22 protein-coding genes and 1 pseudogene (1 of these 23 running past the window's edge) are annotated in these 23,088 nt (G+C 35.5%); 4 read left to right on the forward strand and 19 right to left on the reverse strand.

Features of this window, described 5'->3' with window-relative positions; translation table 11 throughout:
• Positions 1-9: 9 nt before the first annotated feature.
• The 11 genes from IGK81_RS11115 to comGA form a co-directional block, all read right to left on the reverse strand.
• Positions 10-2,448: an immunoglobulin-like domain-containing protein gene (locus tag IGK81_RS11115; RefSeq protein WP_178306380.1), complete on the reverse strand. Its 2,439-nt coding sequence runs from the start codon at positions 2,446-2,448 to the stop codon at positions 10-12.
• A 243-nt stretch (positions 2,449-2,691) separates the two neighbouring features.
• On the reverse strand, positions 2,692-3,906 hold the full coding sequence (locus IGK81_RS11120; protein WP_034700729.1) for an immunoglobulin-like domain-containing protein: 1,215 nt from the start codon (positions 3,904-3,906) through the stop codon (positions 2,692-2,694).
• Between the two features lie 223 nt (positions 3,907-4,129).
• The gene (locus IGK81_RS11125) at positions 4,130-5,314 is read right to left on the reverse strand and encodes an acetate/propionate family kinase (RefSeq protein ID WP_010737077.1); all 1,185 of its coding nucleotides are present in this window, start codon (positions 5,312-5,314) and stop codon (positions 4,130-4,132) included.
• 24 nt (positions 5,315-5,338) lie between these two features.
• Positions 5,339-6,346, reverse strand: a complete 1,008-nt coding sequence (locus IGK81_RS11130) for a class I SAM-dependent methyltransferase (protein ID WP_010720892.1) — start codon at positions 6,344-6,346, stop codon at positions 5,339-5,341.
• A gap of 165 nt (positions 6,347-6,511) precedes the next feature.
• Positions 6,512-6,883: a competence type IV pilus minor pilin ComGG gene (comGG, locus tag IGK81_RS11135; RefSeq protein WP_034700733.1), complete on the reverse strand. Its 372-nt coding sequence runs from the start codon at positions 6,881-6,883 to the stop codon at positions 6,512-6,514.
• Positions 6,852-7,286, reverse strand: coding sequence for a competence type IV pilus minor pilin ComGF (comGF, locus tag IGK81_RS11140; protein ID WP_034700735.1), 435 nt, complete (start codon positions 7,284-7,286; stop codon positions 6,852-6,854). Before comGF ends, comGG begins: the two co-directional genes overlap by 32 nt.
• Positions 7,261-7,533, reverse strand: coding sequence for a hypothetical protein (locus IGK81_RS11145; RefSeq protein ID WP_014834442.1), 273 nt, complete (start codon positions 7,531-7,533; stop codon positions 7,261-7,263). Before IGK81_RS11145 ends, comGF begins: the two co-directional genes overlap by 26 nt.
• 28 nt (positions 7,534-7,561) lie before the next feature.
• Entirely contained in the window at positions 7,562-8,020 is a 459-nt protein-coding gene (comGD, locus tag IGK81_RS11150; RefSeq protein WP_374188434.1) for a competence type IV pilus minor pilin ComGD, read from the reverse strand.
• Positions 8,001-8,297: a competence type IV pilus major pilin ComGC gene (comGC, locus tag IGK81_RS11155; RefSeq protein ID WP_010720897.1), complete on the reverse strand. Its 297-nt coding sequence runs from the start codon at positions 8,295-8,297 to the stop codon at positions 8,001-8,003. Before comGC ends, comGD begins: the two co-directional genes overlap by 20 nt.
• Positions 8,294-9,343, reverse strand: coding sequence for a competence type IV pilus assembly protein ComGB (gene comGB, locus IGK81_RS11160; protein WP_010737072.1), 1,050 nt, complete (start codon positions 9,341-9,343; stop codon positions 8,294-8,296). The genes comGC and comGB overlap by 4 nt, the downstream gene beginning before the upstream one ends.
• Positions 9,300-10,229 carry a competence type IV pilus ATPase ComGA gene (gene comGA / locus IGK81_RS11165; RefSeq protein ID WP_010737071.1) on the reverse strand — a complete coding sequence of 310 codons (930 nt, stop codon included), beginning with the start codon at positions 10,227-10,229 and terminating at the stop codon, positions 9,300-9,302. Before comGA ends, comGB begins: the two co-directional genes overlap by 44 nt.
• A 127-nt stretch (positions 10,230-10,356) precedes the next feature.
• Between comGA and ade the strand changes: the two genes are divergently transcribed.
• Positions 10,357-12,090 (forward strand): adenine deaminase, encoded by a 1,734-nt coding sequence (gene ade, locus IGK81_RS11170; RefSeq protein WP_374188435.1) that lies wholly within the window; start codon positions 10,357-10,359, stop codon positions 12,088-12,090.
• A gap of 115 nt (positions 12,091-12,205) precedes the next feature.
• Here ade and trmB read toward each other — a convergent pair whose 3' ends face one another.
• From trmB to IGK81_RS11190, 4 genes are all read right to left on the reverse strand, one after another.
• Positions 12,206-12,859 carry a tRNA (guanosine(46)-N7)-methyltransferase TrmB gene (gene trmB / locus IGK81_RS11175; RefSeq protein WP_010720901.1) on the reverse strand — a complete coding sequence of 218 codons (654 nt, stop codon included), beginning with the start codon at positions 12,857-12,859 and terminating at the stop codon, positions 12,206-12,208.
• Positions 12,860-12,997: 138 nt separating this feature from the next.
• Positions 12,998-13,780 (reverse strand): phosphotransferase family protein, encoded by a 783-nt coding sequence (locus tag IGK81_RS11180; RefSeq protein ID WP_010720902.1) that lies wholly within the window; start codon positions 13,778-13,780, stop codon positions 12,998-13,000.
• A gap of 179 nt (positions 13,781-13,959) precedes the next feature.
• On the reverse strand, positions 13,960-15,171 hold the full coding sequence (locus IGK81_RS11185; RefSeq protein ID WP_034700745.1) for an ABC transporter permease: 1,212 nt from the start codon (positions 15,169-15,171) through the stop codon (positions 13,960-13,962).
• Complete coding sequence (locus IGK81_RS11190; RefSeq protein ID WP_010720904.1) at positions 15,164-15,901, reverse strand: ABC transporter ATP-binding protein; 738 nt, start codon at positions 15,899-15,901, stop codon at positions 15,164-15,166. The genes IGK81_RS11185 and IGK81_RS11190 overlap by 8 nt, the downstream gene beginning before the upstream one ends.
• Before the next feature lie 135 nt (positions 15,902-16,036).
• On the opposite strand from IGK81_RS11190, the gene IGK81_RS11195 reads away from it, so the two are divergent.
• The 3 genes from IGK81_RS11195 to IGK81_RS11205 all read left to right on the forward strand — a co-directional run bounded on the left by IGK81_RS11195 (position 16,037) and on the right by IGK81_RS11205 (position 17,989).
• On the forward strand, positions 16,037-16,471 hold the full coding sequence (locus IGK81_RS11195; RefSeq protein WP_010720905.1) for an HIT family protein: 435 nt from the start codon (positions 16,037-16,039) through the stop codon (positions 16,469-16,471).
• Positions 16,464-16,802 (forward strand): YtxH domain-containing protein, encoded by a 339-nt coding sequence (locus IGK81_RS11200; RefSeq protein WP_010720906.1) that lies wholly within the window; start codon positions 16,464-16,466, stop codon positions 16,800-16,802. Before IGK81_RS11195 ends, IGK81_RS11200 begins: the two co-directional genes overlap by 8 nt.
• A gap of 176 nt (positions 16,803-16,978) precedes the next feature.
• Entirely contained in the window at positions 16,979-17,989 is a 1,011-nt protein-coding gene (locus IGK81_RS11205) for a peptidylprolyl isomerase (RefSeq protein WP_010737066.1), read from the forward strand.
• A gap of 177 nt (positions 17,990-18,166) precedes the next feature.
• Here IGK81_RS11205 and IGK81_RS11210 read toward each other — a convergent pair whose 3' ends face one another.
• The 4 genes and pseudogenes from IGK81_RS11210 to IGK81_RS11225 form a co-directional block, all read right to left on the reverse strand.
• Positions 18,167-18,382, reverse strand: a complete 216-nt coding sequence (locus IGK81_RS11210; protein ID WP_010720908.1) for a hypothetical protein — start codon at positions 18,380-18,382, stop codon at positions 18,167-18,169.
• 151 nt (positions 18,383-18,533) lie between these two features.
• Positions 18,534-19,478 (reverse strand): 3'-5' exoribonuclease YhaM family protein, encoded by a 945-nt coding sequence (locus IGK81_RS11215; protein ID WP_010737065.1) that lies wholly within the window; start codon positions 19,476-19,478, stop codon positions 18,534-18,536.
• Positions 19,462-22,181 (reverse strand): annotated as a pseudogene (locus IGK81_RS11220) (AAA family ATPase). Before IGK81_RS11220 ends, IGK81_RS11215 begins: the two are co-directional and overlap by 17 nt.
• Positions 22,178-23,088: the 3' portion of a metallophosphoesterase family protein gene (locus IGK81_RS11225; protein ID WP_034700752.1), read on the reverse strand. Its footprint extends 310 nt past the window's final position; only the last 911 of its 1,221 coding nucleotides appear in the window; the start codon falls outside the window, past its right edge — the gene reads right to left on this strand; its stop codon occupies positions 22,178-22,180. Before IGK81_RS11225 ends, IGK81_RS11220 begins: the two are co-directional and overlap by 4 nt.

The raw sequence follows: 23,088 nt of genomic DNA on the forward strand, positions 1-23,088 counted from the left end.
TCAATTCGCCTATTTATTTCCTTTAGGAAGTACAATAATGTGCGCATCATTATAAGCTTTTTGTGCTTCTTGTACTTTCGCTAACAGTCTGTCTTTATAAGGTCCATCCACAAGACGGTGGACAAGATTCAATGCAGTATTAATATCATTTTGAGTATTGTTTGTACTTGGTTTACCATTAAAAAACAGACGATCCACCACTGGCGTTGCGTTTGATACAGCAATTAACTGATCGTATTTTTCATGCAATTCATTGGTCGTATAGCCTTCTAAAAATGGAATGTTTATATAAGGAAGTTCACCTAGTTTTTCTGCAAGATCGATCATTTCTTCTGTTGTAAAACTACCTTTAGGATTACCGATATCTCCATCAATAAAGTGTTTATCCATCGTCTCATTCGCAACTTGCCATTTTTGCATCAATGTATCGTATGCTTTTTGTGCTTGATTGACTTTTTCCAACAACGCTGTTTTTTGATCACTATCTGGTAAGCTTTCGACTTGTTGTTTCGCCGCATCAATTTGAGCTTTAGTATTGCCTACTTTTGCTCCATTTCCATCAAACAAATTATTTACTATCGTTAAAGCATCTTCGATTGCTGAATTCAAGATAGAAACTTGTTTGCTCAAAATTTCTTTCCCTTGTTCATCTAAGCTCACTAAAGTAATTGTTTTAGACGTTGCTGATACTTTATTTTTTGCATATACTTCAAATCGATTATTCTTTAACAACTTAAATCCTGGGAAGTACTCTTTTCCATCTACTATCAATTTGAATTTCTTGACATTGCCGGTCACGCTTCCTGTAATATAATCAGTGTTTACTTTATAATAATCTACAACTAAGCTTGGAGCGTTAAGGGTGATTTCTTGCATGCCGATTTCTATACCTTCAGCATTTAAAACTTTTAAAATCACTTTTTTAGAATCTACTGTTACTTTATTTTTTGCATACACTTCAAAATTATTATTCTCTAAAAGTTTAAATCCTGGTGTATATTCTTTGCCATCAACAATTAATTTGAATTGTTTAGCCTCACCTGCAATTTGACCTTTGATGTAATCTTTACCTACTGTATATTCTTCCACCGTTAATTTAGGTGATTGTACAGCAACTTCTCTTGTACCTGTTTCTTTTCCATTTGAATCAAAACTTTTCACTGTAACTGTTTTTGTTGTCGAAGGAATCCTTTTCCCAATATAAAGTTGAAATTTATTGTTTGCTAATAATTTAAATCCTGGTGTGTATTCTTTGCCATCAACAATCAACTTGAACTTCTTGATTTTCCCACTGTATTCTCCCGTCATATGGACATTTCCATAATGATAAACATCCACTTTGAATGCATTTACTCTATCATCCAAAGCTGCTTGAGCGATTTCTAATTTTTTCAATAATTGTGCTTTAACAGGAGATATATTATTTACCGCATCTACTTTTCTTCTAGCTTCATCTATTGCTTCTTGAGTATTACTTTCTTTGGGAGTGTCTCCATTAAAGAGCTGATTTACAGCTTCTACCGCTTGTTTTTCTGCAGGATCTTGGACAATATGTGCATCATTATAAGCTTTTTGTGCTTCTTGTACTTTCGCTAATAGTCTGTCTTTATAAGGTCCATCCACAAGACGGTGGACAAGATTCAATGCAGTATTAATATCATTTTGAGTATTGTTTGTACTTGGTTTACCATTAAAAAACAGACGATCCACCACTGGCGTTGCGTTTGATACAGCAATTAACTGATCGTATTTTTCATGCAATTCATTGGTCGTATAGCCTTCTAAAAATGGAATGTTTATATAAGGAAGTTCACCTAGTTTTTCTGCAAGATCGATCATTTCTTCTGTTGTAAAACTACCTTTAGGATTACCGATATCTCCATCAATAAAGTGTTTATCCATCGTCTCATTCGCAACTTGCCATTTTTGCATCAATGTATCGTATGCTTTTTGTGCTTGATTGACTTTTTCCAACAACGCTGTTTTTTGATCACTATCTGGTAAGCTTTCGACTTGTTGTTTCGCCGCATCAATTTGAGCTTTAGTATTGCCTACTTTTGCTCCATTTCCATCAAATAGATTATTGACTGCATCAGTAGCATGTTGAATCACTTCATCTGCAAGTGTATTCTTCTGTTCCGGTACTGGCACACTTGATGCGTTCTGTTCTTTTGTAGTGGAAGATGTTGTTGTTTCTTCTACTTTTTTATTTTCTTTTTCTTCTGAAGCGTGTGTTTGACTTGTTTCACTCGCCTGACTTGATTGATTTGATTGATTTGCTTCTTCTTTTTTCTCATTTTTTTCCGAAGTAGTAATAGTGATGCCTTCTCCCGCCCCATTTTGATCTGCATGGACCATTGGTGTCACTACTCCAGATAAACTAGATAATACTAATGCACTCGTAGTTGAAAACGACACTAAATTCTTTTTCAAGTTCCCCTTTTTCAATTAAAAACCACCCTTTTTTGTTTATTTGATTTAAGGAAATAATAACCTATTCGGGCTCGCTATTTTTTTTAATTATTTAAAAAAAAATGTCATTTTTTTAAATAGACTATTTTATAAAATAAAAAACAATGTTAAAGTTACTCACTTCGGTAAAAAAATTTTTGTTTGTGACACTGGCTGTTCTTCTATTTCTATTCAAGTAACTTTTTATACGAGTCGTTAATGCTTCAGCTATAAAAATAGTCAGTCTTTATTCGTTGAATCAATGAAAACCACTTGCTTACTAACGATTTCTTTTCCTTGTTCATCTAAACTAATCAAAGTAATAGATTTAGTTAGCGCCGATACCTTGTTTTTCGCGTAGACTTCAAATTGATTATCCTTTAACAATTTAAATCCTGGAAAATACTCTTTTCCATCCACTACTAACTTAAATTTCTTTACTGCCCCAGCATAGGTACCTGTAATATATTCATTTCCTAATTTATAGTCATTTATATCTAAGTAGGGAGATTGGACTCTAACTAAACCAGATTTTAACAAATCTCCTTCTGAATTCAGAGCAACCAAAACGACTCTTTTACTTCCACGTAATATTTTATCTTTCGCATAGACTTCAAATTGATTATTCGCTAATCGTCTAAAACCTGGAGTGTATTCTTTCGTGCTTCCTGTGGTCCCCACCCTCAATTTAAATTTAGCAACATCACCAATAAACTCACCTTTGACATAGTTTTCTCCTAATGTGTAATTGTTAATGGTGAGTTTCGGTGCTTGAACTGAAACGTTTTGAGAACTTGTCTCTTTTCCTTTTTTATCAAAGATTTTTACTGTGACTGAAAAAATTGAAGGCGGAATTTTCTTTCCAATATAAAGTTTGAACTGATTATTTGGTAACAAAGTAAAACCTGGGGTATATTCTTTATCGCCAACAATCAATTCAAATTGATTGATTTCCCCTTCATAAGCACCAGTCATGTATACGTTCCCATAAATATAGGGGTCGATTGTACAGGAAGGAGTTTTTTCGTCAAATTCTTTTTGTCCATTTTTTTCTTTAGAATTTGTCATTTTAGTCTGTTTTGAATCATACATTTCTTGCGCTTGAACAATTTTTTCAAATAATTTTGTTTTTTGTACACTTTCTGTTAATTCCATTACTTGTAGCTTTACTTCATTAATTTTTGCTTGGGTATTACTTGTTTTTGCTCCTATTTCATCAAACAGAAGTTTCACTGCCTCAGTCGCTTTCTTAACGTTTTGATCATTAGGAATGTTCGTTTGTTTCACATCTGAATGTTCACCTGAAATATTTGCCTGGCTGATTTCACTTTTCATTGTTTTCTTTCCTGAGACTTCATTTTGTTCTGCGTATACAAATGGACTGGCAGTTATAGATGAATTAGCTAATATTAGTACACTCATAATCGTTATCGTTAATCGATTTGTTTTTCTCAATTCAATCTCCTCCCTTTTTTTCATAATACTTTATTTTATTTCTATATTTTTTATTGATTTAAAAAAGAACATTTCTTTTTTTCAATCAATCACTTTTTATAGACAAAACAAAAAAACGAAGTGAACAATGTTCACTTCGGAAAAAATTTATTCTTAAAATTATGATACGTTCGTTACACTATTTCATACCTAAAAAAGGCTAACAACTATTTCATTAGAATATTTATTTACGTAAACGTTCCACGTCACGAGCGATCATTAATTCTTCATCAGTTGGAATGACAAGTACTTTGACTTTTGAATCTTTTGTGGAGATATCTAATTCTTCCCCACGTTTTTTATTCATTTCAGGATCAATTTCACAACCAAACCATGTCATCCCTTTAATGATTTCACTACGGACGTGCCCATCATTTTCGCCAATTCCAGCAGTGAAAACAATTGCGTCAACGCCGTTCATCGTTGTCACATATCCACCAATATATTTACGGATACGGTCTACAAAGATGTCATATGCCAAATGGATATGTTCTTGTTCATAGTTTTTCTCAAGATCACGCATGTCACTTGATAAACCTGTTAGACCTAACAAACCTGATTTTTTGTTTAAAATGTTGACCATTTCATCAATATCAATCTCTAATTTTTCCATTAGATAAGGTAAAACAGCTGGATCAATGTCCCCTGAGCGTGTTCCCATTGTTACACCTGCCAGTGGTGTGAATCCCATCGAAGTATCAACTGATTTTCCACCATCTACTGCCGTAATTGAAACACCATTCCCTAAGTGACAAGTGATCAATTTCAACTCTTCGATTGGTTTCTCTAACATCTTAGCCGCACGTTCTGCTACATAGCGATGACTTGTACCATGGAAGCCATATTTTCTTACTTTGAAATCTTCATAGTAAGAAACAGGTAAGCTATACAAATAACTGCTTTTTGGCATTGTTGCGTGGAATGACGTGTCAAACACAGCCACACTTTGGATATCAGGTAAGATTTTTTTAAATGCTTTGATACCCATTAGATTAGCAGGGTTATGCAATGGTGCAAACTCTGCCAATTCTTCAATGCGATCCATCACAGCTTCATCCACGATTACAGAATCAGCATAAGTTTCTCCACCATGAACCACACGATGTCCTACCCCAGTGATTTCATCGTAAGAGCTTAAGATTTGTAATGCAATCAGTTGATCTAACAACATTTTTACTGCTACTTCATGATCATCGATGTCCATGATTTTCTCAAATTTTTGATCTTCACCATATTTGATCGTAAAAATTGAATCTTCTAAACCGATTCTTTCGACAATTCCTTTAGCAATTACGGTTTCTTCTGGCATTTGATATAGCTGCCATTTTAAACTTGAACTTCCAGCGTTGATAGCAATTGTTTTAGACATATAATTCTCCTTCTTAGTGCGTGATTAAAGAGAAGACGATTTCCATGTTTCAAATTCTTTAAAAAATTCAGTCACCTTCTCTGGTTTCTTTAGTGAATCAAGTTTTACAAGTAATACTTCTTGTGCTTGTTTTGCCTTTGTTCCTTTTTTCTGCAAGATCAAAATACTTTTTTGTGATTGCTTGTTACGGAATAATTCATCTGGTAATTGGATCATTCCTTGAAGATATCCTTCTTCTTTAAACCATCTTTTGACTTCTTCACTTTGTTCTGTTTCTAAGAAGTTACTTGGCATCAAAAACAGACCGAATCCATCTGGTTTGACATACTTCATTGCCTGTTCTAATAGCAGATGATGGGCATAACTATGCCCTTGTGTGGTGCTTGTTAAAAACTCTTTTGCTTTTTGATCATTCGGATAATAACCAATCGGTAAATCGCTGATAGCTACATCCACTGGATCAATCAGTAATTCTTGTAAGCCATCTTGGTGAAAATATTGAACATTCGCCTGAGTCAGATCACTTGTTGAAGCAGCAACCGCTAATAACGTATCGTCAATATCTACACCCATCCCTTCCGCTTGGTATCCCGCACTTGATAGGTTTAAAAGAACTGTTAATAACAAGTTGCCCATTCCTGCTGCAATGTCCAAAATCTTGATTGGCTCTTCTTTATTTGTGAATAGCTGTTCAATTAAAAAGACAAATAAAAAACCAATACTATCTGGAGTAAGTTGATGGTTCGCTTGAAGATGTTCTGTCTGACTCCCCTTTAGTAACAGTAGTTGTGACAGACGGCGCCACTCTTCTGGTTCAAAGGAAAGTTGACTGAGCTCTTTATACAAAGCAGAAATCTGTTGCTTGATTTCTTCAGACGGTACTCCATCTACCACTCGTACTTGATAGTTGTCGATTAAGTTTTCAGCATTTTCGACATAGGCTTCTAAAAAGGAAGTTCCCAATGCATTTTGTAAAAGCTGAATCGCTTTTAGGTTTTGTTCAAACCCCTGTTCCATTTTTTCTGGTAACATGGTGCACCTCATTTCTAGATATATTATAACAATTATTTTACCTGTTTAATTTTAACGAACTATGAGCAAAATTTCAATCGTTTTCACACTTTTTTGTTTGTGAAATAAAAAACATAAACGTTATGTAAACAGCGGTAACACAGAAAAGAGTGCGTTTTCATGGATTCACTCACTTTCTGTGTTACTTTCTGTATCACTGTTAAGCATTTCCATGAACTGAAAATGCTGAGATTCGATCTGAATTTCGATCGTTAGCTGATTCGCTTTTCTTTTGTAATGAGCCTTTCCTAAATTATATTGATACATTCCCTGTTCTTTCAACTCGTTACTTTCAGATAAAACCATTTGTTTGATTATTTTTGCTACATAATAATTTTTGGTGCGTTGATTCAAATCTACTGTCGAGCGATAAGTTTGTACAATGATCGACAATAAGGAACTACAAACTAAAAACAATAGTAAGGTTGAGAATAAGATATTACTACTGAACCCCTTGTTATGCTTTTTATGATAGTGGCTTGGTCCAAATTCCCTCATACTTCTCTCCGTTTATAAATTCGATTAAAAATGTGATAGCTGCAGTAGAATCTCTCACTTCCCAATGCTTGACTTGTGTTAACACAGGTTGGTGTCCCCCTGATACTTCTCGTTTACGTATCAACGCATGATATTGCTCAAATAAATAGGTTTTCTTTTCCATCTCATAATAAATACGGTTATCTTTAATGACGACATTTTTTCCTTTTTTTATTTCTTCTTCAAACTGAGCTAAAAAAATCAGCCACTCTTTTTGATCCTTTCGTTGTAAATATTGTTCCACTTTCGTTGTTTGCGTGATTAAAAGACTGATTGAAAGTAAAACAGCACTTAAAATGGCAAGCGAAATCAAACATTCAATCAGTGTAAAGGCAGCTTTATTCTGGTATTTTGGTAATCTCAATCACTTTGTCTCCTTGTGTGAGCTTCACTTTTTCGATCTTTTTCTTTTTAGCGGTTATGGTTGTCTGACTATCTGGTCCATTTAACGTTCGATTCGGTATTTGTTCATACATTCGGTAGGTTTTTACATCTTCATATAGCCTGCGAAGTAATAAGATTTCCTGATTATTTTGCTTTTCTGCAGTTAATAAATACAAATTCCCATGGCTGACAAGAAAGATACACGATAAGGTAATGGATAAAGCCATTACTGTTTCTAATAGAACAAAAGCATGTCTATTCGATTTTTTTAATATATCGGCCACTCCCTAGCTGAAATTGATAAACGATTGTTTGTCTTTTATTTGTCCAATAGAACCGATAGGCTTGCAATGAACTTTCATTGCCGGTTCCCGAAGCGAATTTGAGCTTTTCCATCTGTTGGACAGTAATTTCATCTGGCACCTCTAAAGTTGACCAACCGAGATTTGGATTAGGTACGTCAAAAACAATTTGATCCTTTGATTGATCGTAAAAGATTCTTGTAGCTTGTTGGCTGACAATGGCTATTTTCTGCGTGGCATATATCCTACTTTCAAATTGTGCAAAAAATTGCTCTATTGTCATCTGCTTTTGCCAAGCTGAGACCGAAAGTGAAGGGAATAGAAATAATCCTAAAGTGATCGTCAAAACAAATAAGGTTTCAATCAAAGTATAACCAGTAAAGCAAATTGGTTTATTTGCGGTTATAGGCATCTGCATGTTCTTGCTTTATATATCCCTCCTTTAAGAGTTCTGCGATCGTTGGGACTTTCCCATTATTTTGCAAAGAGTACAATTCTTTTTGAGCATCGACCAATTGCATCACTGCTTGTTTGCCTTCTCGATTGACATGATCTCGATAACGGGAAATATTAGGGATGAACAAGAGAACTAATGCACTGATCACTAATAAGACGATCAGCATTTCGATCAACGTAAAACTTTCAACATTCCTTAATTGTTTTCGTCTGAAATTGACTAGATATTTCATAATAAAACCTCCTCAATGTTGCCATAAACCGGCAGTAAAATTGCTGCATAAATCAATAGAATCAAGCTGGCAATTCCTAGAAAAAGGACTGGCTGTATCCATGAAAGTCCACGGTTTACCTTTTGGAAAAAATGCTGTCTTGCTAATTTACTGTAAAACAAAAGTTCTTTACCTAAGTTTCCTTTTGCTTCCCCTTGTAAAACGATTTGACTAAATTCAGCCGTTAAAAATGAATAAGTCTCAAACTGCTGTGCTAAAGAAATTCCTGATTCTAACCCTTTTGTCAGACGAAATGCTAATAGTTGGATCAAACTCCCTTGTTTTGTTTCTTTCAAACAAAAAATAATTTGGCGCAATTCTAATCCCTCGTAGAATAATTTTCCAAATTCTAAAGCGATATAAGAAGACTGGTAGAGGGAAAACAGCGAACCAATCAATGGTTTGTTGCTGAACCATTCCCCTCGTTGAATCATATCCATTTTTAGGAGCCTGATCTTGATAAACAGACATAATAAACCAACAGACAGTAAAACAAGAAGAACATACCAATGAAAGGACTGCAAAAATCGGATTCCCCAATGCGTATCCATGACCATTTCCGAAGTTAATAACTGTGGCAAAATAAATTGGCGTAATGCAACTAAGATCCCTAATAAAAACAAACACAGTAAACACGGATAACTGATCATCTTTTTTAATTCTTTTCGAAATTCTGCTACGAGACGAAATTGTTCTGCCATCCCATTCAATGTTTGGATCAAGTTCCCATGCGCACTGGCTAACTCGATTTGCACAAGCTTGTCTTGAGTAAAACCCAATGCTTGTAGAACCTCATAAAAAGAATGTCCTTCTTGCAATAAACGGTGTCCTTGCTGTAAATAAATATGGGGGACAGGTGTGATCTTCAACAATATTTCCGTTGCTTCTTGAATACTAAATCCATGGTCAAGTAACTCCCCCATCAGTCGAATATACTTTGCTTGATGGTTCAGTGACATTTTCTTAGAAGGCAAACGATCGCCAGCGACTATTTTTTGCTTCTTCATAGCTTTGGTCCCACCCTTTCCTCTCAAAATCATTGTAGGTAAAGTTGTAACCCCATAAAGCCGCTGCTGCTTGTGTTTGGTCTAAAAGGATTTCTTGGTAGATTACGCCAGATAAACATTCAAAAAACTCATCGCTTCTGCCAACTAATTCAAGAATTCTCGCTTCGGTTCCATCTAAATGGCGGGCATGAACCGTCGCAAATACACGGTGACCTGTCAACGCTGCTCGAATTGCTACATTCGCTGTCTTGCTATCTCTGATTTCTCCAATGATCAATAAATCTGGACGATGACGTAATGCAAGCTTCAGCAATTCCTCATACGTTTGTTCGATTTTGTCGTTTACTTGTAATTGTAAAAAGGCTGTTTCTTCAATTTCTACTGGGTCCTCTATTGTAATTACTTGTACCTCTTTGTCTTGTGCCAAATAGTACATCAAAGAAGTTTTTCCTGATCCAACTGGTCCGCTGAACAAATAGAGCCCACGCTTTTTACTCCGCTCATTGATCACCTTTAAATCCTCAGGACAAAAACAGCGGAACTGTTTTTCAGACAAATCATAAAGTAATCGAATCACCAAACTTTCTCTTTGTAAGTAATCACCTACAGAAGACAGTCTCAGTCTGACCTCTTTTTCTTTTAAGACGTAAGTCATTGCACCTAATTGCGCTTTTCTTCTCTCACCGATATCCATCTCTCCTAAATATTTAAAGCGTGAGATTAATTGTTGTCCAATATCTGATGCAATACTTTTTTGGAATGTTCGTTTTTTACTATAGCGGTAATAAATATTGAAATCAGTTTGATTAGGCATTATATAGATATCTTGAACACGTTTTTTATAACTTTCATTAATGAGATCATCTGAAATCTCCTTTATATCCATCTTATCCCCTCCATAAAAAACATACGTCTTTTTTCTAATACTATTTTATTTTTGTATCATTAAATGCTAAAAGATGGGCAAAATCCGAATTTATGTTATACTATTAAAAATTTATTTTGGAGGGAACATGGTGGAATCATTACGAACAAAGCATATTTTAGTCGCTGGGAAAAAAGAACCAGCTGATCTGGTAATCAAACATGCACAAATCGTCAACGTTTTTACAAAAGAAATCCTAACCGGTGATGTTGCGATTTGTGACGGTAAAATCGTGGGGATCGGTCAATACGAAGGCAAAGAAATCTATGATGCAAAAAATCAATACCTCGTACCAGGACTTATTGATGGGCATGTGCATATCGAAAGTTCACTTTTATCTCCAAGCGAGTTTGCAAAAATTTCTTTATTACATGGCGTCACCTCGGTAATTACTGATCCTCATGAAATAGGAAACGTAGCAGGAAGTATTGGGCTTGATTTTATGATTGAAGATGCCCAATCCGTACCAATGAATATTTTTATCATGCTGCCATCCTGCGTTCCTGTAACACCTTTTGAAACAAGCGGCGCAGTGCTAGACGCCCAATCATTCATTCCTTTTCTTGATCGTCCTGAAGTGTTGGGACTTGCTGAAGTGATGAACTACCAAGCTGTTGCAAATAACGAAAAAACCATCATTGATAAATTACAATTGATGCATGAGAAAAATATGAAAATCGATGGTCATGCAGCTGGTATTCAAGGAGATGAGCTAAACGTCTATTTGACAGCTGGTATAAAAACCGACCATGAAGCGACTAACGCACAAGAAGCAAAAGAACGTCTAGCTTTAGGGATGTATTTAATGATTCGAGAAGGGACAGTTGCAAAAGACCTCGAAGCACTCCTTCCCGTTGTAACACCAGAAAATTCACGACGTTGTTTATTTGTCACGGATGATAAACTGATCGATGATCTGGTTGCAGAAGGCTCTATCGATCACATCATACGCCAAGCAATCCATTTAGGAATGGAACCATTACAAGCTATTCAAATGGCCACACTAAACGCGGCAGAATGTTTTGGCTTAAGTCAGCTAGGCGCCATCGCACCTGGCTATCAAGCTGATTTCTTCTTAACCAATGATTTAACGACCCTTCCAATCAATACTGTCTTTTCTAATGGAAAAATCGTGGTAGAGGATGCACAATTGAATCTGGAACAATTTCCGAGACAAAAAAATACTTATGCTCAAAAATTACCAAAAATGGATGTGAGACCATTAACGGTCGATTCTTTTGCTTTACCACTTTGTACTGAAAAAGCCCACATGATCGAAGTCATTCCTAATAGTTTATTGACCAATGATTGTCTCGTAGAAGTAGACACAAAAAACGGTGTCTTTGTTCCTTCAATTGCCAACGACCAACTAAAAATTGCTGTGATCGAACGTCACCATCGAACAGGAAATGTTGGTGTTGGGATCGTTAAGGGATTTCAACTAAAGAAAGGAGCTCTTGCAACAACTGTTGCGCATGATTCTCATAACATCGTCGTGGTGGGAACGAATGACGAAGATATGTTAATAGCAGCAAACCAATTAATCAAAAAAGGTGGCGGAATGATCGCTGTTGCAGATGGTCAAGAGTTGGCTTGTTTACCCTTACCAATCGGTGGCTTAATGTCTCAAGAACCTTTTTTAGCTGTGAATGAGCAGTTAGTTTCCTTAACTAAAGAAGCACATGCGTTAGGTGCCAGTCAATCATTCGATCCATTTTTAACACTTTCATTTTTAACATTATCTGTCATCCCCGAATTAAAGATTACAGATAAAGGCTTATTTTCATTTTCTAAATTTAACTTGATTGAACCTTCTATATAAAATAAATACGAAAATATTTTGTCCTACAATTTTTCCTTGCTCGAACAGCTGCATCTACAACCAAAAAAGCAACCGAAACAAAAATGTTTCGGTTGCTTTTGATTAAATGAAGTCATTATTTCTTCGTTTTATCTGGAAATTGAGCTTCAACACGATAGATTCTTTGACCTCTTGAAGAAAATTTTTCTTCGTATTCAGTCATGATATTTCCTTCATATTTACTTTGATGTAAATCTAACCATACTTGTTTGATGATCATGCCGTATTGAGAAAAACTAGCTAATGAATATTCAAATAGTCCTTGGTTATCTGTTTTAAAATGGATTTCTCCTTTAGGGCGTAGAATTTGTTCATCCACCGCTAAAAATGTATGATACGTTAACCGGCGTTTTTCATGTCTTTTTTTAGGCCACGGATCAGAAAAGTTCAAATAGATTTGATCAATCTCACTATCTGCAAAATATTCCGTCAACGCTGAACCATCAACATGCAATAGTTTTAAATTTGGTAATGGTTGTTCAATTAATTTATCTAAAGCAATTGATACAACGCTGACTTGCATTTCTACCCCGATATAATTGATTTCAGGATGAGCCTTAGCCATTCCTGTGATAAACTGACCTTTTCCCATACCAATTTCAATATGGATCGGCTGCTCATTGCCAAATAGTTCGTTCCACTTACCTCTCCACTTGGTTGGTTCACTTATTACTAGATCTGGATGCGCTGCTAGCATTTCAGCAGCACCTGGGCGATTACGTACACGCATGAAAACTCCATTCCTTTCTTTCCTAAAAAAATAAAGATCAGACAAGTGATGTTCTACTCTTCTGATCTTAACTCTGAATAAATAATCGACAATAAATGCTTTATTCGTACACCGTACTCATTCTTTTTGACTCTTTGCTCAACCACTAAAAATTCTTTTCAACTGTAAGATCTCTTCATTCATTCGTCGATGATCTTCACGCTGACAATATCGGGTAATCTCTTGTAAAAGATTCATCGCAGCATACCAATGTAATTTTTCTAATATCTCATCCGTTGGGCGAATCCCATAAGTAACGAGCCATTGATTCCAATTAGATAATGGAACATAATTCCCTAAAATCGTGGCAATATCCACCGCTGGATCAGCAAACATAATTGAATCCCAATCAACTAGATACAAATAATTTTTGCACACTAACCAGTTCCGATGATTGACATCTCCGTGTACAACTGCAAAGTTCTCTTTATCCATCTGTGGAATTTGTTGACGCAAAAACTGGTGAACGATTTGTAAAAATCGATTCTTTCTGAGTGTCTCAGGTAACTCCAGTTCATATTGTTGCAACATTTTTTCTGGTGTCATCACTCTACCACCGATCCGAGTCAACATCGTTTTAAGTGAAGCAGAATGATGCAAATGATACAAGACATCAATAACATCATTTCGCTGGCCGATCTCGGTCGGAGTTAATAAACGTCCTTCTAGCCATTCCTGTGCTGTTAAGGTATCGCCATTTCCTGTCCGTTTCGTCCATACCAGTTTTGGTGTAATTCCTTCTCGGGATAGTGCAGCAAGCATTGGAGTCGTATTGCGTTTAATAAAGACCTTATCTTCATCGCGCATGCCTATGTATGTTTTTCCCGTATCACCTTTGATTGGGCGTAAACGCCATTCTTGGTCTAACTGAAACTCCATCATGCATTCTCCCGTCCTCTAAACTCTATGATTTGCAGTACTTATTATTCTAGTCGCCTAAGCCCCGAACGTCAAGCACATATACGTTCTTTTTTCCTGTATTCCTCTCTAAAAAACCATCTTTTATCAAAAAAACGAGAGAAAAAGCAAATCTGCCTTATTCTCTCGTTTTTTCACCTCTTTTATTCGTTCATTTTCTTGATCCGAGTCGGTGTATAGATTTTAATAAACAAGCCGATGACAATCAAATAACTGATAATCGGTATGAGTTTGTCTAGCCCATTTAATACGATCGCACCAATCAATCCAAAAAGACTAGCGGCAATCAGCAAAAGATTTAACAATAACTTTTGCAGCGCAACTTCTTTTTGCTTTTCCGTGATTGGATAAAGTTGGACAAGTGTCATGTAACGAAATTGATTGTATAAAGGAATCACTTGGAATCCGATCAAATAGATAAAAAGCGCCCCAATAGCAGTTATAAAATAAACATCGTCAATACCTGCAATCAAGATACTTCCAATCAACACTAAGCGTAAGAAAAGACCACTGAAATCAGAACCTCTAATAAATCTTCTGACATAAAGATAATAATAAGTATTATCTTTCGTTTTCTTCGTATGTTGAAGCAACGGGTCTAAATACCTTCTTCTTTTGACTTTAGAAGTGATTTCCGGCACGTCAGTAAAAAGATTGATGAATTGATAGATTTGATGTAAACGTTGCTCTTCTTTTTGTATCATTTTTTCCCAATCCAACCGATACGTCATATTTTTCCATAAAAACCAAAAGTAAATATTTAATTGAATCAACATAGCTAACAATCCAAGCCAGAGCCATCCATAGACCGTAAGCAACAAGATCAGCAATGTCGAAAGATACCAAGAAGCTTTCCATACCATCAATTTTTTCTCTTCAATTCGGAAAAGCTCCACTCGTTTGATTTGTAGTTGACTACTCTTCAATCCCCAGAGAATCAGTAAATAAACGAAATAAAAAGAAAAAGGCTTCCCGGTTGTCACAACCACGAGGGGCATTGAAAAGCCACAAGCTAGTCCTAAGAACAGAAAAGGAAATAGACTGGAATAAAGAAAAGCTCGTTGGAGATACTGATGCATCTCCTTTTCTTTCGGTAGTAGAAAAACCAGATCGGCCGCTTGCGTGAAAGTGGCAAATTTACCAAAAAACAAACAAATAAACCAAAAGATCGTAAGGATAATCCCACCCATTTGAAAAGGAGTCGTTAACGTTTTTAACCAGTTTGAATAGTAAAAGCCGACTCCGCCAAATAGAAATAAGCAAACCAATACAAAATGATCATTTAGTACATAACGCAAATACTTCATCATTTTTTTCTGGTGTTTTGCTAATCGCAATTGAAAGAAATTATTCATGATCCTGCTCCTTTGTCAAGGAGATATAAATTTCATCCAGTGAAGAATCAGGTAGTCGGAATTCCTCCTGTAAGTCTTTTAAGGTTCCATCTGCACGTATTTCTCCATTGTGCAGAACTACAAAACGATCACAATATTTTTCTGCCGTAGCTAAAATATGCGTAGACATCAAGATCCCTGAACCTTCATTTTTCATTTCTACCATTAGTTCTAAAAGAGCATTGATTGCTAATGGATCTAATCCTAAAAAAGGCTCATCAATAATGTACAAAGAAGGCTCGATCAAGAAAGCACACAAGATCATCACCTTTTGTTTCATCCCTTTTGAAAAATTGGCTGGCAACCATTCCAAACGATTCTCTAAACGAAACGTATGTAACAATTTCTCAGCTCGTTGCATCGCTATATCGATTGGAATATCATAGGCCATCGCAGTCACTTCGATATGTTCTCTTAAAGTTAGTTCTTCATATAAAGAAGGCGTTTCAGGTATAAAACCGATTTGTTTTCGGTATTCTTCAGTATTTTTTTTCAAACTCAGATCATTAATCGTGATAGATCCTTTTTTTTGTTCTAAGAGGCCAATGATATGTTTGATCGTTGTACTTTTTCCAGCGCCATTTAAACCGATCAATCCTACCATTTCGCCAGGCTGTACACTAAAACTAATATCTTTTAAAACAGGTAGATGTCCATAGCCACCTGTTACATGTTCCACAATTAGACTCATAATTTTTCCTCCGTCGTTCGATTGTTTTTATTATACCATGAAGAAAACGAAGTCAATTTATTTTTTTTCATACAAATCTTTGAACATATGGTAAAGTTAACATAAATAATATTTTTGATGGAAAGGATGTTTCCTATGGAAAACTGTATCTTTTGTAAAATTATTAAGCAAGAAATCCCTAGTTATAAAATCTACGAAGACGAAAAAGTCTATGCATTTTTAGATATATCCCAAGCGACAAAAGGACACACACTAGTTATTCCAAAACAACACGTTTCTGATATTTTTGAATATGACGAAGTACTAGCAGCTGATGTCTTTTCACGTATCCCTAAAATCGCTCGTTCAATTGAAGAAGCTTTTCCTGAGATGCAAGGACTGAATATCTTGAATAATAACCGTGAATTGGCTTATCAATCTGTATTTCATTCACATGTCCATTTGGTCCCTCGCTATAGTAAAGAAGATGATTTTTCGATCCACTTTGGTAACCATCAGTCAGAATATAGTGCGGAAGAATTGCAACAAATTCAACATACCATTGTAAAGCAGGTGAAGAACATTGATTAAAAACTTTTTAAAAGGAATCGTTTTTGGAACGACCGTTGGAGCTATATCTGGATTGTTATTTGCTCCTAGAAGCGGGAACGAAACCAGAAAAAAATTGATCGCTGAACTAGACGAAGCAACGGAATTAACAAATGATTTAAATAACAGTCTTAATAATTTCAAACAAGCATTAGTTGACACAAAAGAAACAGCTAATACTTTGATCCCCGCTTTTCAAGAATCAATGAAAAAAGATATTGAAAATTTTAAATTTCAAGCAGAACCAAGAATTGCACAAATCCAAGAACAAGTTGAAAAATTAACAAATGATTTGCCACAAGACATGCAATAATGCGGAATTTTATAACACTTTTGATTTTAATTTTATTGTTTTTTTAATTTTTAGTTAGGAATGTGATCAAAATTTGAATTTTATTTGAAACTATCACGAGAACGTTTTTATTAATAAATAGATATGGTATAGTTATTATTGTAAGAATAATAATAAATCACAGGAGAGCAATTTTAATGAAAAAGAAAAAAATAATTTTAGCTGCAACTAGTGCGCTAGCTGTATTAGCACTAGCTGCTTGTTCAGGTAGTACAAATAAAGACATCGCCACAATGAAAGGCGGAACTATCACGGTTGAAGATTTTTATAATGAAGCAAAACATACGCAAAACAACCAACAATTAGTTCAAAATATGATTATTTACAAAGCCTTTGAAAATAAATATGGCGATAAAGTAACAGATAAAGATGTCAATGCTGAATACAAAAAGAATGAAGAAACTTACGGTGACACCTTTAAATCACAATTAGAAGCAGCTGGTTATACAGAAGACTCATATAAACAAGCACTTAGAAGCAGTTTAGTATTAAAAGCTGGTATAAGTGCTAACGTCAAAGTGACAGAAAAAGATTTAAAAGAAGCTTGGAAAACTTTCCATCCAGAAGTTGAAGCACAAATCATTAAAGTAAGCAGTGAAGATGAAGCAAAAGAAGTGAAAAAATCAGCAGATGACGGAACTGATTTTGCGAAACTGGCAAAAGAAAAATCAACCGATGAAGCAACTAAAAAAGATGGCGGAAAAATCAAATTTGACTCTCAAACGACAGATGTTCCAACTGAAGTGAAAGAAGCAGCCTTCAAATTAAAAGACGGTCAAGTATCTGACGTTATCTCAGCGACAAATACAACTTCATACTCAACAGATTATTATGTTGTAAAAATGGTTAAAAACCAAAATAAAGGCGATGACATGAACAAATACAAGAAACAATTAGAATCAATCGCCCGAGATACAAAAGAAAGTGATCAAGACCTACAAAAAGAAATTATCGCTAAAGTATTAAAAGAAGAAAATGTAAAAGTCACAGATGATGCCTTTAAAAATGTATTAACGCCATTTACTATGGAAACAGCTAATACCAATACATCTGAGTCTAAAACAAAATCAACAAAATCTTCTGAATCTAAAACAACTGAATCAACAAAAACTTCTGAATCATCAACAACTGAATCATCAAGCAAATAAGATGAAAAAAACAGACCTATCCTGGTCTGTTTTTTTTTTTGACGCTATAATTTCTAAGAAGGATCGTAATTTCCACCTTATTTTTTATAAAAGATAAGCATAGATTAAAACACCAAAGTAAATGATTGACTTTGATGTTTTTTTCGCTACCTATTCACTTTGACAAAGAGCTGTTTTTTAGTAACTGATTCTGGTCATCAGTGTAACGATCGTTGCAAACATAGCAAAAATACAAATAAAGACGCCCGTAGTCGTTAAAGTAATCAAAGCAATCTTGGATTTGTTTCTCAATTTATAAGCCATATACAACAAACATACTGAGAAAAAAATTCCCAATACCCAGAAAAATAGCGGATCTCTTTGAACGCCAAGAGATTGGATATAATGATTCATTAACTATTTTCCCCCTATTAGTAAAACGGTTTCTCATCTGACTACAATCTTACACTATTGTAGATTTTTATCAATAACAAAATAAATTTTCCAATAATAAAGACACGTAGGCTCACAAGTAGTTCGTGTTAGGCTACGTGCCTTTAGTTATCTATAGTTCTTTGGGAACATAGAAACTACGATTTTCCATTCCAAAAATCCGTTCAGTGTATTTTCCAGGTTCTGTTTGACGAATCGACGTCAACATCATTTGCATTGAAGCATCGAGATTATCGATCTGATGTAAGATTTCTGCTTCCATGATACGTGGTCGAACCGGCGATCCGTATTCTAATAAGCCGTGATGTGCTAAGACCATATGTCTTAATACCAAAACATCTTCATCTGCTTCATTTATTTTCAATGCGATACATGCTCTCGTGATTTCTTCATCTACTAGTACCAAATGCCCCACTAGATTACCCGCTAAAGTATATTCCGTACTCATCGGTCCAGATAATTCAATCACTTTTCCGAGATCGTGTAAAATGATTCCTGCGTATAACAACGATCGATTCAATTCTGGATATTCATCAGCAATCGCTTTACCTAAATGCAACATAGTCAATGTGTGGTAAGCTAATCCACTCGCAAAAGCATGATGATTCCGTTTTGCTGCGGGAAATTCAAAAAATTGCTTTTGATATTTATTTAGTAAATGACGGACAATCCGATTCCAATGAGCATTTGTTATATCAAATAATAATTGATTGATTTCTTCTTCCATTTCTTCTTTTTTCAAAGGAGCCCTTTCCATATAAAAACTAGGATCACTTGGCTCTTCAAGTTTAGTCAATCGCATATGCAAAATCTTTACTTGTGGGTTTCCTTGATAGATTTCCCGCTTCCCACTTAAGAAAACAACTGTCCCAGCAGTAAACTTGTTGATTTCTTCTTCAGAAGCATCCCAATATTTGCCATCAATCGTTCCAGACGTATCTTGAAAAGTAAATGCAATAAATTTTTTTCCGTTTTTCGCAACTCTGACATCAGCATTTTTAATTAAAACAAACAATTCAAATTGTTCATCGACAACTAATTCACGAATTTTTTTCATTCTTTATACATCCTTTAATATATTCACAGATTGTTGAAGCTCCTGATAATAGCTTACCATTTCTTGGTCAGAAGAAAAACAAATAACTTGATAATTTTGACCGAAATCAGCTAACAATTTGGCTAATTGATATTTTCTTTGATGGTCATAATGCAACCAACCGTCATCTATGATGATTGGACAGATCGAACGTTTTGATTCTAAAGATAGGTAGGCAAAGCGCATGGCCATAATCAGTTGATCTTTCGTTCCTGTAGATAATTCATAAATGGGAAAATCAGTTACACCGTCTGTTAGTGTCAAAGTATCATTTCTCAATAAAATCTCTTGGTAATGATTTTGTGTTAAGACTCCTAAATAGTGACCAGCAGCTTTTAATAATTGTGGTAATTGACGTTCACTCATTTCTGTAGACAGATCCCCTAAAAAAGTCCCAGCGACCATTAGACCTCCCCAATGTTCCATCAGTTGTTGCAGTTGTGCTCTCAATAAACTTTCTTCTTGGTACATCTCATCCAACGTACCATCTTTTTGTAATTCCTCGATTTGGATCTTTAACCGCTGACGTTGTTCGATCAATTGTTTTTCTTCAAACTGATACTGCCGTTGTTTCTCTTGATTATGATACAGTTCAGTACTTAATTGCTCCCGTGTCCGTTTTTTTGGAAAAAGTGGCGCGAGAATCTCATCCAACTCTTTTAGTCGTTGAAGTTGTGTTTTTGTTTGTTGCGCTTTTTGCAAATAAGCAGCTACTTCGGATGGATAAGCAAGTCCGACCTGTTCCATCTGTCCGCTATAGTGTTCGATCAAACTTTTTTGTTTCTTTTTCAATTGGTTGATTTCTTGTTTCAATAGTGTATTTTGTTGATAACTTCTAGCGAATTTCAATTGTTCCATTTCTTGGATGAAGTTCGTTAAAAGCACCATTTTTTCAGCGATTCCTTTATCTTGTAACGGTAACCATTCCTTAATCAATTCAAACTGACGATCAAGCTGTACCAACTTTTGTTGAATCTCATTTGCTCGTTCTTGTTTCTTGATCAAGCGGCTATACAAGTCTTGATAATCGGATACTTCATGCCCATATTCCTTCATCGCTTCTAAGGTATTCATCGTTCCTAAGTGATGGACCTTTGTAAAATCGAAAGCTTTTTGTTGGATTTTTTGTTGTTCAATCACTAGCTTGTTTTTACTTTGATTAATCTCTTCGATTTGGGCTAACGTATTGTCTAATTGTCCCAGTTTTTCTTGCCACTTACCTTTGATTTCTGATAAATCACTTTTCTGACCATTCAGTGATTTCCTTTCATAAAATGAATACCCCAATGTACCTAAGGCTAATAAAAAGACTCCTAGTTTCCAAGGCATTGGTAGGAAGATCCCCACCACAAAAAAGAATCCGCCGATAATAGCAAACGGTGTTTTGTTCTTTGAACGAACTTCTGAAGGTGCCGACTGTAATAATTCTGGATGTGTGGCTTCTAATTGGTTGATCTCCGCTTCAATCGTCCGCTGCTGCTCTAAGACGATTTCTGATCTGATTGATAATTGATTGACTTGTTCTTTCAACAAACGATTTTCAGAAAATAGTTGTTGCCACTCTTCAGTATGCAAAAATTCTTGTGGCTCTTGTGTCCGTTGCCATTGCCAGCTTTGTTCTAAAATTTTTAATTCTGAATCAATTTCTCGTTCTTCCACTTGGAGTCTTTGCCATTCATTCAGCCAATGTTCGATTTGTGTTTGCTGTTGTTGCAATTCTTTTAGTACTTGCTCTTGTTCCAAATAGAAATAATATCGTGCCGACTGTTGATCCATTCCGCTATGTTTTTCTAAAGTAGCTTCGAGCTCATCTAGGCGTTCCGTCATCTGCTGATAGCGTTTAGTGAATTCCTCTAAGTCTAAAAGCAACTGTTCTTCAGGAACTTGTGGTAAGGTATTGGCTTTAAGTGTTTGCCACTCTTCGTATAAAGAATAATTCAGCTCTTGCTGCTTGATCTGAGAAATTTTTTCGTTTATCTCTTGGAGTTTTTTTTGTAGCTCTCTTTGATCTTGACTGTAGGCTTGTTCTTGTCGAATGAGTTCACCGAAAAAAGATTCCTGCTCTTGTTTTTGATGGACTCTTTCTTGAAGGTTCTTCCACTCATTCAATTTCTGATTGATAAGCAGTTTCTGCCCTTTTTTCTTAAAAAGCTGTTGGGCTTGCTGATAATATTCTTGTCTTTTTTGAAAAACATACGAACTACCCGTAATCCCTAATGAGATCAGTGCATCATGTAATTCTTTTTCTCGTAGATGATCTAGTTCAGTTAACTGTTCTTGTTGAAAAGTAAAAACCTGCTGAAATAAATCCTTTGTTAGTGGAGAAAGTAATTTCTCTAATAATTCATCACTTCCCTGTTGCTCATTAAAAAGGACTTTGGATTTCCCACGATTTTGCTGTTTGTAACGTTCAACTAGTATTTCTCCATGAACTGGATGTTCTAACCAAATTTTCCCACCATAGGCAGCCCCATCTTTCGGCGTATAGTCTTTTTTCTTCTTTCCTTTTGAAGGGAAGCCAAATAATACAGCCTGAATAAATTGGTAAATCGTTGACTTGCCTGCTTCATTTTCACCGTAGATCAATTGATTTCCAGAAATAAAATCAAATGTTTTTTGTCTCCACTTACCAAATGCAGCTATTTCGATTCGAAGGATTCTCATATACTTTCCTCCTCAAACACAAAATCTTGCTCCAGTATTGCCTTGGCTTTAGTCAAGGTACCTTCCTGATATTCAGGTAAATCATTCATCAAGCGAACCGCATCAGGATGACTGTACATCTCACCTAAAATCTGATGGAAATCTTCACTTACCCGATAAGTTTCAAAGAGTTGGTCAACTAATGTCTGTGAGACCTTCAACGATACTCGATTCATTCTTTCATCTTCCTTAATAGATATACGCCAAATAAGTAAATTTGTAGATAGGTTGGCTATTTTTTCCATTAAATACTCAAGTAATTCGCCAGAATAGATTCGATCAATCACTTCTTGGTTCAAGTGATGATACTCTGTTACCTTTAAATCTAACAACGTCAGTTTTGGATTTCCCATAGTTAACTGCTCTTGGATCACTTGTAACACGTCTTGCGTAGTCCGAGCAGTTTTTAAAGACACGGTCTTACTCTCCCAGAATACTTCTGCGACCTCTAGCGGAATCGTCTGGCATTCACTGGAGGTCAATTCAACCAATAAAACATTTCTAGCTGTCTGCTCTTTTTGGGTATGTCCTTGAGGTGCCCCTGGATAATTCATTGTTTCTTTTTCGTTTAAAGACATTGGCACATGGATATGTCCTAATGCCCAATAATCATAGCCTTTTTCCTGCATTTTAGACGGCTGAAAAGGTGCATAGTTTCCCCGCTGATTGCTCCCTATTTCGCCATGATACAGACCGATATGATAATCCACTGAGTGTCGTAAAGGAAATTCAGCAACTTTATCTCCCTGTATCCACTGGTGTAAATAACTAAACCCGCTGATGGCGACCTTTTCCCCTTTTTTAGATAAAAATGTCTTTGTTTCTACCTCTTCCGAAGTAAATAAATGGACATTTTCGGGAAAAGTAA

The sequence above is a fragment of the Enterococcus sp. DIV0703 genome, from assembly GCF_051711065.1.
Classification (GTDB): domain Bacteria; phylum Bacillota; class Bacilli; order Lactobacillales; family Enterococcaceae; genus Enterococcus_B; species Enterococcus_B hirae.

Bases quoted from the DNA above. Each gene is read 5' to 3' on its own strand.
- IGK81_RS11125 (WP_010737077.1), bottom strand. From the start codon at position 5,314: ATGTCTAAAACAATTGCTATCAACGCTGGAAGTTCAAGTTTAAAATGG.
- IGK81_RS11130 (WP_010720892.1), bottom strand. From the start codon at position 6,346: ATGTTACCAGAAAAAATGGAACAGGGGTTTGAACAAAACCTAAAAGCG.
- comGG (WP_034700733.1), bottom strand. From the start codon at position 6,883: ATGAGGGAATTTGGACCAAGCCACTATCATAAAAAGCATAACAAGGGG.
- IGK81_RS11145 (WP_014834442.1), bottom strand. From the start codon at position 7,533: ATGGCTTTATCCATTACCTTATCGTGTATCTTTCTTGTCAGCCATGGG.
- comGD (WP_374188434.1), bottom strand. From the start codon at position 8,020: ATGCCTATAACCGCAAATAAACCAATTTGCTTTACTGGTTATACTTTG.
- comGC (WP_010720897.1), bottom strand. From the start codon at position 8,297: ATGAAATATCTAGTCAATTTCAGACGAAAACAATTAAGGAATGTTGAA.
- comGB (WP_010737072.1), bottom strand. From the start codon at position 9,343: ATGAAGAAGCAAAAAATAGTCGCTGGCGATCGTTTGCCTTCTAAGAAA.
- comGA (WP_010737071.1), bottom strand. From the start codon at position 10,229: ATGGATATAAAGGAGATTTCAGATGATCTCATTAATGAAAGTTATAAA.
- ade (WP_374188435.1), top strand. From the start codon at position 10,357: ATGGTGGAATCATTACGAACAAAGCATATTTTAGTCGCTGGGAAAAAA.
- trmB (WP_010720901.1), bottom strand. From the start codon at position 12,859: ATGCGTGTACGTAATCGCCCAGGTGCTGCTGAAATGCTAGCAGCGCAT.
- IGK81_RS11180 (WP_010720902.1), bottom strand. From the start codon at position 13,780: ATGATGGAGTTTCAGTTAGACCAAGAATGGCGTTTACGCCCAATCAAA.
- IGK81_RS11185 (WP_034700745.1), bottom strand. From the start codon at position 15,171: ATGAATAATTTCTTTCAATTGCGATTAGCAAAACACCAGAAAAAAATG.
- IGK81_RS11190 (WP_010720904.1), bottom strand. From the start codon at position 15,901: ATGAGTCTAATTGTGGAACATGTAACAGGTGGCTATGGACATCTACCT.
- IGK81_RS11195 (WP_010720905.1), top strand. From the start codon at position 16,037: ATGGAAAACTGTATCTTTTGTAAAATTATTAAGCAAGAAATCCCTAGT.
- IGK81_RS11205 (WP_010737066.1), top strand. From the start codon at position 16,979: ATGAAAAAGAAAAAAATAATTTTAGCTGCAACTAGTGCGCTAGCTGTA.
- IGK81_RS11210 (WP_010720908.1), bottom strand. From the start codon at position 18,382: ATGAATCATTATATCCAATCTCTTGGCGTTCAAAGAGATCCGCTATTT.
- IGK81_RS11215 (WP_010737065.1), bottom strand. From the start codon at position 19,478: ATGAAAAAAATTCGTGAATTAGTTGTCGATGAACAATTTGAATTGTTT.